The organism is Janthinobacterium sp. GW823-FHT01H08 (genome assembly GCF_058797855.1).
Genome location: NZ_CM179504.1, coordinates 4042919 through 4056952 on the forward strand (window position 1 = coordinate 4042919; position 14034 = coordinate 4056952).

The window sequence follows — 14034 nt, forward strand, 5'->3', positions numbered from 1 at the left end:
TGGCAAGCAACATGCTATCATCGCGCCCTGAAATACAGCTTGCCTGCGCGCCGCTCCCACAGCCGGCGCGCTTTCGTTTCAACAGTGTTCCCACCAGATCCCCTCCCCGCGTGTCATGTCATGACCTGGAATGGCCGAGCTGATTACCCTTTGCCAGACTCACACTATGCCTACAATTTCCTTCTCCCCCCGCCACTGGAGTGTCGGCGGCAAGATTACCGTCTTCACGTTTGCCCTCGTCAGCCTGATCCTGGCCAGCCTGACTGCCTTGATGAGTATCAATACCTCGCGCGTGCTGGAACAGCGTGCCGAAGCGGCCGTCACCAGCGAACTCAATAGCGTCATGACGACCACGCAAGTCTTCCATACTGCCATGGTCAACGAAGCGGCCAGCTTCGCGCGCCTGTTCGCGGCCGAATTTCCCGGCCCGTTCACGGTCGACGCAGGCGCCATGGTGGCCGTGGCCGGCAAGGCCACGCCGGCCCTGGCCAACGGCGGCAAGGTGCTCAACCTCGATACGGCCCTGGTCGACCGCTACACGGCGCAGACGGGCGTGATCGCCACCATCTTTGCCGCCAACGGCGATGAATTCGTGCGCATCAGCACATCGCTGAAAAAGCAGGATGGCGAACGCGCCATCGGCACCCAGCTCGACCACAACCACCCCAGCTACGCGCCGCTGCGTGCGGGCCAGCGTTTCGTTGGCATGGCAACTTTGTTTGGCAAGCAATACATCACGCAATACGACCCCGTGCGCGACGCGGCAGGCAAAGTGGTGGGCGTGCTGTTCATCGGCCTCGATATCAGCAAGAATCTGGCCATGCTGAAAGAGAAGATTCGCCAGGTCAAGATCGGCCAGACGGGCTACATCTATATCGTCGACACGGCTCCCGGCGCCAATTACGGCCACCTGGTGCTGCACCCGAACAGCGAAGGCAAGAGCGCGCTCGACTTCAAGGCCAGCGACGGCCGGATGTTCATCCAGGAAATGCTGGCGCAGAAAGACGGTGCCATGCGCTATACGTGGGCGGCGCCTGGCGAAACGGCTGCCAGCGCGCGCGAAAAGCAGCTGTATTACCGTCAATTCAAGGATTGGCAATGGATCATCGCGGGCGGCACGTTTACGGACGAAATCACCTTGGAAGCGCGCCAGCTGCGCAACCAGCTGGCCATTTCCGGCTTCGTCGCCCTGCTCGTCTTCGCTCTGCTGCTGTACTGGCTGGTGCGCACCCTCGTCTCGCGCCCGCTGGCCGCCGCCGAAACGGCTGCCGCGCAAATCGCCGCCGGCGACTTGACGGTGCACCTCGATACGACCAGCCTGGACGAGATCGGCCGCCTGCTGCGCGCCATGAACCGCATCAGCGACAACCTGTCGCAAGTGGTCGGCAACGTGCGCGGCAGCGCCGGGCAAATCGCCACGGCGTCCGGTGAAATCGCCAGCGGCAACCTGGATTTGTCGAGCCGCACGGAACAGCAAGCCAGTTCGCTGGAAGAAACAGCCGCCTCGATGGAGGAACTGAGCTCCACCGTGCGCCAGAACGTCGATCACGCGCAGCAAGCGAGCAAACTGGCGCATGAATCGTCCAGCCTGGCAGCCGAAGGCGGCGCCGCCGTGGCGCAGGTGGCCAGCACCATGGACGCCATCCGCAGCTCATCTGGCAAGATCGCCGACATCATCGGCGTCATCGACGGCATCGCCTTCCAGACGAATATCCTGGCCTTGAACGCGGCCGTGGAAGCGGCCCGCGCCGGCGAACAGGGACGGGGCTTTGCCGTCGTCGCCACCGAGGTGCGCACCCTGGCGCAGCGCTCGACGGCCGCCGCGAAAGACATCAAGGACCTGATCCAGGCATCGGCCGGCACGGTGGACCTGGGCCACGCCCAGGTGAGCCAGGCCAGCGCCACCATGGACACCGTCGTGGCCAGCGTCCAGCAAGTGAGCACCATCATGGCCGAGATCGCGCAGGCGAGCGAAGAGCAGCGCAGCGGCATCGAGCAAGTCAACCAGGCCATCGCCCAGATGGACCAGGTGACCCAGCAGAATGCGGCCCTGGTGGAAGAAGCGGCCGCGGCCGCCGACGCCCTGCAGGAGCAGGCGCATGAGCTGAACCAGGTGGTGGGCGTGTTCAAGCTGTAAGGTCATGCCTGGTGCTAAGATGGGGTCGAATCCACCTTACCAGGAGACACGATGCACGACGACTATGTTTTAATTGCCCGGCTGATGATCCCCACAGATGCGCACGTCATCCGCGGCTGCCTGGCAGCGGCCGGCATCGACGTGCTGCTGACGGATGACCAGCACATGCAGGCCGACATGCTGCTGGCGGCCGCCATCGGCGGCGCCCGCGTCATGGTGCGCGAACACGACGTGGCGCGCGCCAATGACATCCTCGCCGCGTTCGAGCGGGGCGATCTGGCGCTGTCCGACGATGCGGACGTGGGCGTGCCCGTCGCCGAATAAGGAATTAGCTTAGGAGTAGAAACAGCGCCCGCAAGCCTGGCGGTAACTCTCGTTGCCGCCTATGCTGATCTGCTCGCCTTCCTTGATGCGGCGGCCCTGCTCGTCCACGCGGATGTTCATCGTGGCCTTCTTGCCGCAAGTACAAATATTCTTCAATTCCTCGATATCATCGGCCAGCGCCAGCAGGTAGGCCGAGCCGGGAAACGGTTCGCCCTTGAAATCCGTGCGCAAGCCGTAGCAGATGACGGGCACGCCCTTCACTTGCGCCAGCTGGTGCAGCTGTTGCACCTGGGCCGTGCTGAGAAATTGCGCCTCATCCACCAGCAAACAGGCGACCTGGGGAATAGCGTCGAGGAAATTCGTGTCGGCATGGAAGATATCGACCTGGCGCTGCGGCCCCAGACGCGAGGTGACCCGGCCCACGCCGTAGCGGCTGTCGATGGCGGCCGTGTACAGGCGCACCTGCTGGCCCTGCTCTTCATAGTTGTGCGCGACCTGCAACAAGGCCGTCGACTTGCCCGCGTTCATCGCGGAATACCGGAAATAAAGTTTTGCCACCGCCGCCTGCCCTGTCTGGTTGATTTTCAATACTATTTAGTATCTTTTCGAGGCGTGATTATAAATCGCAATGGCGGGCTTGCGGCAGCTTAATAGTCGCGTCGTTGGTGCGGCAAGCGGGCCAAAAACGGCGCATACTCGAATCGCGCGCGTTGCAGCCGATATGCGCAGCGCGCATATGCAAGCATGGAAACATTCGTTCGCCGCACTCGTCCACCCGCCTACACTGCGCGGCACGGAAGGCGGCTCGGGACACGATCCTGAGCGGCTGTTTCTCTGACAGGAGCCACCATGAATGATCGAATGCCATCCCCCTCCCAGCCGCCAGCGCTATACAAGCTGATCGGCAACACCCCGCTGGTCGAAGTCACCAGGCTCGATACGGGCCTGTGCCAGCTGTTCCTGAAACTGGAATCGCAAAATCCCGGCGGTTCCATCAAGGACCGCATCGGCCTGTCCATCATCGAAGCGGCCGAAGCGGACGGCCGCCTGCAGCCGGGCGGTACCATCGTCGAGGCCACTGCCGGCAACACGGGCATCGGCCTGGCCCTCGTCGGCCGCATCAAGGGCTACCGCGTGATTCTCGTCGTGCCCGACAAGATGTCGACGGAAAAAGTACTGCATTTGAAGGCGCTGGGCGCCGAAGTGCACACCACGCGCTCGGACGTGGGCAAGGGCCATCCCGAGTACTACCAGGATTATGCGGCGCGGCTGGCGCGCGAACTGCCGGGCGCCTTCTTCGCCGACCAGTTCAACAATCCCGCCAATCCGCTGGCCCACGAAACGACGACGGCTCCCGAAATCTGGGAGCAAACTGGCCATGACGTGGACGCCATCGTCGTCGGCGTCGGTTCGTCCGGCACCCTGACGGGCCTGACGCGCTACTTCCGCAAGACGCAGCCCAAACTGGAATTCGTGCTGGCCGACCCGCAAGGCTCCATCCTCACGGAATACATCGACACGGGCAAAGTCAGCGACACGAGCGGCTCGTGGGCCGTCGAAGGCATCGGCGAGGATTTTATCCCGTCCATCGCCGACATGGACGGCGTGAAAAGAGCCTACACCATCAGCGACCAGGAGAGTTTTGATTCGGCGCGCGCCCTGCTGCGCGCCGAAGGTATTTTAGGCGGCTCATCCACCGGCACGCTGCTGGCAGCGGCCCTCAAATACTGCCGCGAACAGACTAGCCCGAAGCGCGTCGTCACGTTTGTCTGCGACACGGGGACGCGCTACTTATCTAAAGTCTACAACGATGGCTGGATGCGCGACCAGGGCCTGTTGCAGCGCGCTCTCTCGGGCGACTTGCGCGACCTGATCGGACGCCGTTACGACGAGGGCGACGTCGTCAGCGTGGCGCCCGGCGACACCCTGCTCACGGCCTTCAACCGCATGCGCGCCAGCGACCTGGCGCAGCTGCCCGTCATCGACGGCGGCCAGCTGGTCGGCATTATCGACGAATCGGACTTGCTGCTGCATGTGTCGAGCGACGCCGCCCATTTCGCATCGCTGGTGGGCGCCACCATGACGACGCAGATCGAAACCCTGGCGCCATCGAGCGGCTTGCCCGCCCTGCGCGCCACGCTGGACCGGGGCTTGACGGCCGTCGTCGCCGACGATACCGGCTTCTATGGCCTGATCACCCGCTTCGACCTTCTCAACCACTTACGCAGGACACTATCTTGAGTAAAGAAACCACCCGCAAGCGCCATCTGGCCACCCGCGTCATCCACGCCGGCCAGTCGCCCGACCCGTCGACGGGCGCCATCATGCCGCCCATTTACGCCACCTCCACCTTTGTGCAGGACAGCCCCGGCGTGCACAAGGGCCTCGATTACGGCCGCTCGCACAATCCCACGCGCTGGGCGCTCGAGCGCTGCGTAGCCGACCTGGAAGGCGGCAGCGCGGCGTTCGCCTTCGCCTCGGGCCTGGCCGCCATTTCGTCCGTGCTGGAATTGCTGGACGCGGGCAGCCACATCATCGCCGGCGACGACATGTACGGCGGCACGTATCGACTGTTTGAACGCGTGCGCCGGCGTTCGGCCGGCCACGCATTCACGTATGTCGACCTGACGAATCCGGAAAACCTGCTGGCCGCGCTGCGCCCGGAAACGAAGATGGTGTGGGTCGAGACGCCGACCAACCCGATGCTGAAACTGGCCGACTTGCGGGCGATCGCCGACATCTGCCGCGAACGGGGCATCATCGCCGTGGCCGACAACACGTTTGCCAGTCCGCTGGTACAGCGCCCCCTGGAACACGGTTTCGACATCGTCGTGCATTCGACCACCAAGTACTTGAACGGCCACTCGGACATCATCGGCGGCATCGCCATCGTCGGCGCGGAAGCGCGCCAGTCGGAATGGCGCGAGCAGCTGGGCTTCCTGCAAAACTCGGTGGGGGCGATTGCCGGGCCTTTCGACAGCTTTTTAGCCTTGCGCGGCGTGAAAACCCTGGCCATCCGCATGCAGCGCCATTGCGAAAGTGCCCTGGTGCTGGCGCAGTGGCTGGAACAGCAAAAGGAAGTCAAACAGGTGTTTTATCCGGGCCTGGCGTCGCACCCGCAGCACGCGCTGGCGCAGCGCCAGATGGATGGTTTCGGCGGCATCATCTCGATCGACCTCGACACCGACCTGGCTGGCGCGCGGCGCTTCCTCGAGCGCTGCGAAGTATTTGCCCTGGCCGAAAGCCTGGGCGGCGTGGAAAGCCTGATCGAGCACCCGGCCCTGATGACGCATGCCAGCATTCCCGCCGAACAGCGGGCCAAGCTGGGCATAGGCGACGGCTTGATCCGCCTGTCGGTGGGGATCGAGGATATCGAGGATTTGCGCCATGATCTGCGCACGGCGCTGGACGCGATTTGAGGGGAGAGGTGTCGGATTACGCTGCGCTAATCCGACCTACGCTATGCCGAGGCCGGTAGGTCGGATTAGCTCGGCAACGCCGGGCGTAATCCGACACACCACAAACCTCACTCCCCCGGCCGATACCTGCGCTCCAGGTGCTTCGCCACGTCCTCCGGATAAAACAACACCTCCTTGAATTCGCCGCGGGCATACATGGCCGCCTGGTCCTGGAAGTGCGGCGACTTCGGGTCGCCGCTCTGGCCGCCCGCGAGGATGCTTTTCGCCTTGATGCGGGGGCCGAATTCCACGGCCGCGACAAAGCTGTTGCCGCGTTCGCCGTAAATACGCTTCGTGGTACTCCTGCTGCTCTGGCCATACGCGGCCAGCGCGCCCCAGTTACCCGATGCATACGGCACAGGCAAGCTGGCTTGCGCATCGTCAAACGGCTGCACGATGTCGCCCGTCAGGCGCTGGAAGCGGTTGATCTCGCCCCACGGCGTTTGCCAGTGGCCGAAATCGCGCTGCAGTTTGTCCGCCGCCGTCGCCAGGGCAGCCAGCCGCTGCGCCGCCGTAACCTTGTCCGTCGCCAGAAAATCGACCACGGGCACGCCTTGTTCCCTCGCCTGCTTGCCCGTCAGCTCGGCCAGCTCCTGGCCCCAGAACACGGCCAGCGAGGTAGCGGTGGAAGTGAGCGAATAGCGCCAGTCCCAGGCCCGCAGCAAGGCGATCTTGCCGGCCAGCGCCAGCTGTTGCGCGCCGCCGGCCGGCAGCGCATCGTAGGCCGCGAACAGCGGCGGCAGCAGCGCTTCAAAGGCCGTCAGTTCGCTGTCGTAGGACGCGGCGATCAGGCTGTCGAGCGTAAAACCCGTCTTGTTCTGAAAAACCTTGACGGCATGCAGGCCGCGCGCGTTTTCGCCGTAGACCGACATGTAGGCGGGATAGTCCTGCTGGCGCGGGCTGTTGGCGCCGGCCGCCGAATACGGCCAGTTGTTCGTGTTCTGAATCCAGCCATTCTTCGGATTGAACAAGGTGATGGTTTGCGCCACCGTGTGCAGCCCTTTCCATTCCGTGGCCGGGTCGCTGCCGTCGACGGGCTGCTTCCAGTTGAAGCGCGGGTCGCGCACGGGGATGAAATTGCCGTGAAAGTAGGCGATATTGCCATCCCCGTCCGCGTACACCGTGTTGTTCGACGAATTCGTGCGCAGTTCCATCGTTTGATAAAACGCCGCGTAATCGCGCGCCTTGGTGCGCGTGTACGACTGCGTCAACGCCTTCAACGGTTCATTCATCAGGCGCACTGCCACCCATTTACCGTCCTGCGCGCGCACGATGGGGCCGTGGTGGCTGTAGTAGACGGTGATGGTTGTCGATCCCATGCCGCCATCGGCCAGTTTATAGGGCAAGGTCATCGGCACGGCTTTCAAAGGGCGCAGCCCGCCGTCATAGCGGTAGAACCATGCACCATCCTTGTCGACGATGCTTTCCAGGTATTCGTCGATGACGTCGCCGCCGCCCGAGGTATGCATCCAGCCCAGGCGCTCATTGAAACCCTGGTAGACAAAGAACTGGCCCCAGGTGACGGCGCCATACGCGTTCAAGCCTTCGCCGCTGGTCACCTGCACTTCGGGGCGGAAGTAGAACGACGTATGCGGGTTGATCATCAAGAGCGCATGGCCGTTTTTGGTAATCGCGGGCGCGATGGCGAAGCCGTTCGAGCCGCTCGGTTCGGGGTCCAGACCTGACGCCAACCTGGTCTCCACGCTGGCCAGCGCTACGGCGGCGGGCCTGGCCTGCTGGCCGTAGAACGCTTCGAGCTGCGTCAGGTTGACCGATTCGATATCGCCGCCGATGCTGCCCTCGCTGAAACTGAGGGCCATCCACGGCTCGAAATGCGTAATCAAGCGAGGTTTGACGTGCGGATGCGTGGCCAGGTAAAAATTCAGGCCGTCGGCAAAGGCATCCATGAGTTTCTGCAGCCACGGCGGGCTGGCGCGGTACTGCGCCTGCAGCTCCTGCGGATCGATGAAGAGCTTCATGCGCAGGTCGCGGTACAGCTCCCGCTCGCCCTCCACTTCCGCCAGCCGCCCCATGGCATTGATATAGTTCAATTCCACGCGGGGGAAATCGTCTTCGGCCTGCGCATACATCAGGCCGAAGACGGCATCGGCATCCGTCTTGCCCGTCACGTGGGGAATGCCCCAGGTGTCGCGCGCGATGCTGACGTTGGCGGCCTGCGCCTGCCAGCGGGCCATGTCCGTGACGGAAGTGGCGGGCGCCGCCAGCGCGGGAGGAGCGGCAACGATGCCGCAGGCGATGGCGGCGAACAGGGCACGGCGAACTGGCATGCACTACTCCAATATCAGGATGCGTCGATCAGGGTGGCGATACGCTGGTTCAACTCCACATTTTCCGCCTGCAGCTGCGCCACTTTCTGCTTCAAGCTGGCGATCTCGCCGCGCAGGCGCTCCGTTTCGGACGGCGCCTGCGCCGCGTTTTCCGCCCACGGTTCGTTGCCCGTCTCCGGCGTATCCTGCGACACGTGCGGCGCCTTCGGCTCGCGCGGCGTGCGCGTGGCGGCGCGCTGTTCGCGGATTTCCTTGGCCGCCTGGCGCAGCAGCTTCTTGCCGCCGGCGACGGCCGCCACCTGCTCTTCCGGCGGCAGCGATGCCACGGTGGCCGCCGCATTGATCGAGATCGTGCCCGAACGGACGGCTTCCACCAGTTCCGGCGAGGCCGCCTTCTGGATCTTCTCGATCTGGCTGATCTGGTTGCTGCTCAATCTGGCCGCCTTGGCCACCTCTTCGCGCGTGCTCATGGGAGGCTTGGGCGCGTTTTCGCCATCGGGCGCGTCCTGGGCGCTGACGGGCGCCGGGCTGCGCGCGGCGACGATTTCCTTCTTGCGCAAGGCCAGCACGCCGCGCTGGAAGTCCGACACGCTGCGGCGCGCCAGGTGATTGTCGATCATCCACAGCATGACGTCGTCAAGCGAGGTAAAGCTGGTGTTCTGGATGGTCTTGAATTCGATGCCGTGCTGGCGGCAGATGGCGTAGCGGTTATGCCCGTCGATCAGCACGTCGTTCCACAGCACCAGCGCATCGCGGCAGCCTTCGGCCAGCAGGCTGCGCTCGAGCGCCGCGTACTCGCTGGCGGTGAGCGGGTCGATATACGACTGCAGCACCTGATTGATAGTGATATTCATGGTTGTCCTCAATATTGCGGCGCGATGGTCCGCGCCGGCACGAATGCTACACCATCCGCCCTCCATAAGGCTGACCGAGGTCCCCCATCGCTCGTCACGGCAGAAAAAAGCGCATTTTTCCTTTCCTTCAGAAGCAACTGAACTTATCATTTGGCAATATTTAACGACCTTCCCCTTACTCGCGCCTGCTTGCGTATGAGCGCTTCGAAGACAAACAAGGAAATCAATGAAAAAGTTATGCCGCGTCGCCATCGCTGCCCTGGTACTCAGCGGGTGCGCCACCATGGAAGTGCGCGAGACCACCCGCACGATGGAACGCATCGGCCATGATCCGCAACTGAATGTCGTTTCAAAGGTCACTGCCGGTGAAGCACTGTTGTCCACATTTCAATACACAAGCAAAACGGGCTATCAGATTTACGATGGACGCGCCGTGTCGATTGGCGGCGGACGTGTAGCTGTCATCGAGGGCGACTTCCTGTACCGCGCCGATGTCGAGGGAAAACCTGCTTACTGCACTGAACGGCAGGTATTCAATATGCTGCTGCCCGGAATGACCAAGAATGCCTGTTTTGCCGACCGAAACAATGATGGCCTGCTGGACCAGGTGATGATCGCAGGCGATCTGGCGTGGTGGCACGAAGACGTCAGCCCCGGCATCAAATTCGGCCCGGGAGTGGAAACTGCACCTATCGACAGGTCCATCAATTCACAATTGCTATATCAGGGCTACAGCAATAAGACTTTGCGCATTGCCTACCGGGAGTATGCGGGCAGCCTGGCAAGGCCGTCGTTTTCGCAAGATTTATCATTCGAGATCACAAATTTTCCTGCGGAAATCACCTTCAGGAAAATCAAGATACAAGTACGTAGCGCAGGAAATCAGGGCCTGGAATACCAAATCATTGGCGGCTACTGACACTCGCGGGCAAGCTGCGATCCAGGCAGATATAGCATGAAAAGAAAGTACGCCACCGCGATCATTTTTACCGTCGCCGCCATCGGCTTCACCTGGGTCAGCCCCTACATCGCCATGTACCGCATCAGCATCGCGGCGAAATCCGTGCGCCTGGAAAACCTGGCGCAGCAGGCCGACCTGCCTGCGATCCGCGCCAGCGTGGCGCGCCAGCTGCGCGCGGGCGGCGAAACGGCCAATGACGATGATTTCAAGGAAATGCTCGACACCATCGTCTCGCCGCCCGGCATCACGGTATTGATCTTGCACGGCAAGCAGGGGGCTGATGGCAAGCGCCACGACTTCGGCATGGCGTACCGCTCGTGGAATGAAGTGGTGCTGCGGCGCAGCGGTGCCGGACCCGCCGCCAGCCAGTTTCTGCTGCGCCGCCATGGCATCTGGGACTGGAAACTGATGGACATTACCCTGCCGCCGGAATTACTCTAAAGAAACTTGATCTAAAACAACACTTACCTAAACCGTCATATTGATTTTGGGAAATATTATGTAGAATGCCAACACCTCAGGCGCACCGGGTCGCCAGGCATCCGAGAGATTGCACGATGAAAAGAATGATGCTTCTCGCTGTAGCGGTACTGGTCGCGCTGGCCGGCGTCTTCTATGGCAGCCCGTACTTCACCATGAACAAGATCCGCGCGGCCACCATGGACGAGGATACGCAGGCGCTGGCCGCGCAGATCGACCTGGCCCAGTTGCGCGGCAGCCTGGGGCAGCAATTGCACACCCTGTTCTCGGCGCCGGAAGTCGCCGACGATATCAATCCCGAGGTCATCGATCCCTTGCTCGACACCATGCTGATGCCCGAAGGCATCGTCGCATTGATGAAGCTCAATGACCGCTACGAAAACCCGATCGCCAAGGTCAGCGACATCAGCGGCCGCAAGCGCAACACCAAGCCCGACTACAGGCTGCGCTACACCTCGTGGAACAGCGTGGTGGTGCAGCGCGCCCACAGCAAAAGCCATATCGGCGAACTGACCCTGACGCGCGACGGCCTGTGGCACTGGAAGCTGGTATCGGTGGCCCTGCCAAAGAACTTGCTGGCCGACGCGTAAAGCGCCCACCCCTCTTGTCGTCAATCCAGCGGCTATCCGACACCGGACACTGCTATCATCGGATTTTGATTTCCAACGGAGGCAGCATGTCAGACCTGGTACAACACGCCCTGGCCCACGCGGGCAAACCGGCCACCACGCCCTGGGTGGTGACCCTGGTCGGCGGTGAAAAACTTACCGGCCCCATTTCCCCGCTCAGCGACGGCTGCTACGCCATCGGCCTGGGACAAATCAAGTACTTTTCCAGCGACAAGGTCGCCTGCCTGAATGTATCGGGCGCGGGCGCATTTCCTATCTGAAGATCTTGCCAATGGACGACGCGCGGGATACTCAGCAGGACAGCTTGGCGGCGCAGCTGCAGGCGCTGGAAGCGGCGCTGCAAAGCCAGGCGGTGCGCGCCGACAGGGCCAGGCTGGCGGCCCTGCTGGCTGACGACTTCGTCGAGTTCGGCAGCTCGGGCAATCTCTGGACGCGCGCGGCAACCCTGGCGGACTTGCCGGTGGAAGACTTTTGCCAGCGCAGCATCCGCGATTTTCAGGCCCGCTTGCTGGCCGACGATGTTGCCTTGGTTACCTACCGCTCGCAACGCCACGCCAACGGCGCCCTGCCCGCCAGCGCCAGCTTGCGCAGTTCCTTGTGGAAATGGCGCGATGGCCGCTGGCAAATGATTTTTCACCAGGGCACGCCCATTCCCGGCTGATCCACCTCCCCGAAGATACTGTCCTGCGCCCGATCAAACGGCGCAGGAACCAGCATCCATGCCGAAAAGTTGTTTTTTGACACGCAAAATCTCATTGATTTAATGAATTTTTTGTGCAACAATGAATTTAATAAATAAAACAAATAAATTATTGAAATCGGTTTTTTAAATTAATTCCATCCTTGCACCACGAATCCGTGTTCTGGATAGAAAAGCACTGCGTAGGACTCGACCCGTCGCCAGGCAAGCGCCTGCCACCGGTCTCACGCAAGCCCCCTTTCTAATCATCACCACGTATTTTGGAGAGACATCATGGACAAATTCACCGTACGCACCCAGCTCACTCTGGCTTTCGGCCTGCTGGTCTTTTTCCTCATCGGCATATCGATCCTGTCCGTGCGGAGCTTTTCCAACTTCAACGCCAGTTTTGACCAGTATGTCAACGGCATCACCGCCCGCGCCAATACGGCGCACCGCGTACGTGACGCAATCGACATGCGTGCCGTGGCGGCCAGGAATCTGGTGCTCGTCACCAAGCCGGAAGACCTGGAGATCGAACGCAAACAGGTCTTGCAGGCGCAGGCCGAGGTCGTCAAGAACATGCAGCATCTGCTGCAGCTGACACAGCAGCCTGAGGTATCGGATGAAGTGCGCGCCATAGTCAACAAGATAGACGGCATCGAAAAACGCTATTCTCCCGTCGCGATGGCTATCGTGGACCTGGCGCTGCAAAAGAAAACCGACCAGGCCATCGTCAAGATGAATGAGGAATGCCGCCCGCTGCTGGCCGCCCTCGTCGCCGCCAGCGATGAATATTTCGCCCTGACGGACCAGCGCTCTACCGCCATCTTGCAGGAAGACAACGAGCGTTACACGCTCAACAGGAATATTCTCATCGGCGCCAGCCTGCTGTCCATCGTGCTGGCAGCCCTGGCGGGCTGGCTCATCACACGCAGCCTGCTCAAGGCGCTGGGCGCAGAACCGAAGCAGCTGTGCGACGCCGTCAGCCTGCTGGCCGGCGGCGACCTGACAGGCAAACTCAACGTTGCACCGCACGATACCGCCAGCGTGCTGTCGGCGCTGCAGCGCATGCAGGAGTCGCTGACCACGGTAGTGTCGTCGGTGCGCCAGGATTCCGACACCGTTTCCCTTGCCGCCGCGGAAATTTCCAGCGGCAATAGCGATCTGTCGCTGCGCACGGAACAGCAAGCCAGTTCGCTGGAAGAAACCGCTTCGTCAATGGAAGAGCTCACCAGCACCGTGCGCAAGAATGCGGAAAATGCCCGCGAAGCCAATGTGCTGGCCACGACGGCATCGGACGTCGCCAGCAAGGGCGGCGCCGTGGTGGGGCAAGTGATGGGCACCATGGACCTGATCAGCGAATCGTCGCGCAAGATTGTCGACATCATCAGCGTCATCGACGGCATCGCCTTCCAGACCAATATCCTGGCCCTGAATGCCGCCGTGGAAGCGGCACGTGCCGGCGAACAGGGCCGCGGCTTCGCCGTCGTGGCGACCGAAGTGCGCGGCCTGGCCCAGCGCAGCGCCAGCGCAGCCAAGGAAATCAAGGCGCTGATCGACGATTCCGTCAGCCGCGTCGATGCGGGCTCCAGGCTGGCGGCGCAAGCGGGCACGACGATGTCCGAGGTGGTCGCCAGCGTCGCCCGCGTCAGCAACATCATCGCTGAAATCACGGTGGCCAGCCAGGAACAGTCCGCAGGAATCGAGCAGATCAATCAGGCGGTGACCCAGATGGATAGCGTCACGCAGCAAAATGCCTCGCTGGTGGAAGAAGCGGCGGCGGCGGCCGAATCGCTGCGCGAGCAGGCCAGCCACCTGGTGGAAACCGTGAGCATCTTCAAGACGCATGACAGCCATCTGGCGGCACCCGCACCGGCGCCAGCACCGGCACGCGCCAGTCACAAGCCGCTGCGCCTGGTACCGGCAACGGCCAGCAGCCCCGCCAAGCGCCAGGCCGCGCCGGCAAAACCCCGTGCGGCGCAAGCGGAAGCCGTGACGGCCGGCGACTGGGAAGAGTTTTAAGCACATAGAGGCATGCAGCCACGCATGCCCCGCTTCACACGCACAGGGGAGAGCCGCAGCCGGCCTCCCCTGTCGCGTTGCAACAACACGCCCCTCACATAAAAAATCCGCGGCAACTGTTGTATTTGTGCCGCCCCGGATCCCGCTACTACGCCGAAATGGCGCATGCTTTTTTGCGCCGCCGCAGGAAACCGCGTCG

The 14034-nt window shown here is 62.3% G+C and carries 13 protein-coding genes; 10 read left to right on the forward strand and 3 right to left on the reverse strand.

All coding sequences use genetic code 11. From position 1 onward, the window contains the following. Positions 1–166 precede the first annotated feature (166 nt). Together AC3RCG_RS18065 and AC3RCG_RS18070 are read left to right on the forward strand one after the other, a co-directional pair. On the forward strand, positions 167–2137 hold the full coding sequence (locus AC3RCG_RS18065) for a methyl-accepting chemotaxis protein (RefSeq protein WP_492402748.1): 1971 nt from the start codon (positions 167–169) through the stop codon (positions 2135–2137). A gap of 51 nt (positions 2138–2188) precedes the next feature. Continuing rightward, positions 2189–2461, forward strand: coding sequence for a putative signal transducing protein (locus AC3RCG_RS18070; RefSeq protein ID WP_070222941.1), 273 nt, complete (start codon positions 2189–2191; stop codon positions 2459–2461). Positions 2462–2470: 9 nt separating this feature from the next. Here AC3RCG_RS18070 and AC3RCG_RS18075 read toward each other — a convergent pair whose 3' ends face one another. After that, on the reverse strand, positions 2471–3019 hold the full coding sequence (locus AC3RCG_RS18075; protein ID WP_070313504.1) for a thymidine kinase: 549 nt from the start codon (positions 3017–3019) through the stop codon (positions 2471–2473). Between the two features lie 291 nt (positions 3020–3310). Here AC3RCG_RS18075 and AC3RCG_RS18080 point away from each other — a divergent pair, with 291 nt between their 5' ends. Further along, on the forward strand, positions 3311–4702 hold the full coding sequence (locus AC3RCG_RS18080; RefSeq protein WP_492402745.1) for a pyridoxal-phosphate dependent enzyme: 1392 nt from the start codon (positions 3311–3313) through the stop codon (positions 4700–4702). After that, complete coding sequence (locus tag AC3RCG_RS18085; RefSeq protein ID WP_492402743.1) at positions 4699–5880, forward strand: trans-sulfuration enzyme family protein; 1182 nt, start codon at positions 4699–4701, stop codon at positions 5878–5880. Before AC3RCG_RS18080 ends, AC3RCG_RS18085 begins: the two co-directional genes overlap by 4 nt. Positions 5881–5987: 107 nt before the next feature. On the opposite strand, the gene AC3RCG_RS18090 is transcribed toward AC3RCG_RS18085, so the two are convergent. Together AC3RCG_RS18090 and AC3RCG_RS18095 are read right to left on the reverse strand one after the other, a co-directional pair. Continuing rightward, the gene (locus AC3RCG_RS18090; RefSeq protein ID WP_492402741.1) at positions 5988–8207 is read right to left on the reverse strand and encodes an acylase; all 2220 of its coding nucleotides are present in this window, start codon (positions 8205–8207) and stop codon (positions 5988–5990) included. A gap of 14 nt (positions 8208–8221) precedes the next feature. After that, the gene (locus AC3RCG_RS18095; RefSeq protein ID WP_070291240.1) at positions 8222–9061 is read right to left on the reverse strand and encodes a hypothetical protein; all 840 of its coding nucleotides are present in this window, start codon (positions 9059–9061) and stop codon (positions 8222–8224) included. A 226-nt stretch (positions 9062–9287) separates the two neighbouring features. Between AC3RCG_RS18095 and AC3RCG_RS18100 the strand changes: the two genes are divergently transcribed. The 6 genes from AC3RCG_RS18100 (at position 9288) to AC3RCG_RS18125 (ending at position 13835) form a co-directional block, all read left to right on the forward strand. Beyond that, on the forward strand, positions 9288–9980 hold the full coding sequence (locus tag AC3RCG_RS18100; protein WP_070291241.1) for a hypothetical protein: 693 nt from the start codon (positions 9288–9290) through the stop codon (positions 9978–9980). A 36-nt stretch (positions 9981–10016) separates the two neighbouring features. Further along, positions 10017–10463: a DUF2939 domain-containing protein gene (locus tag AC3RCG_RS18105; RefSeq protein WP_070222953.1), complete on the forward strand. Its 447-nt coding sequence runs from the start codon at positions 10017–10019 to the stop codon at positions 10461–10463. Positions 10464–10588: 125 nt separating this feature from the next. Further along, positions 10589–11092, forward strand: coding sequence for a DUF2939 domain-containing protein (locus AC3RCG_RS18110; RefSeq protein WP_070222954.1), 504 nt, complete (start codon positions 10589–10591; stop codon positions 11090–11092). An 86-nt stretch (positions 11093–11178) separates the two neighbouring features. Continuing rightward, positions 11179–11391, forward strand: coding sequence for a hypothetical protein (locus AC3RCG_RS18115; RefSeq protein WP_070222955.1), 213 nt, complete (start codon positions 11179–11181; stop codon positions 11389–11391). A gap of 11 nt (positions 11392–11402) precedes the next feature. Continuing rightward, entirely contained in the window at positions 11403–11792 is a 390-nt protein-coding gene (locus tag AC3RCG_RS18120; protein ID WP_070313500.1) for a nuclear transport factor 2 family protein, read from the forward strand. Positions 11793–12104: 312 nt separating this feature from the next. Beyond that, on the forward strand, positions 12105–13835 hold the full coding sequence (locus AC3RCG_RS18125; RefSeq protein ID WP_492402737.1) for a methyl-accepting chemotaxis protein: 1731 nt from the start codon (positions 12105–12107) through the stop codon (positions 13833–13835). Positions 13836–14034: the final 199 nt, after the last annotated feature.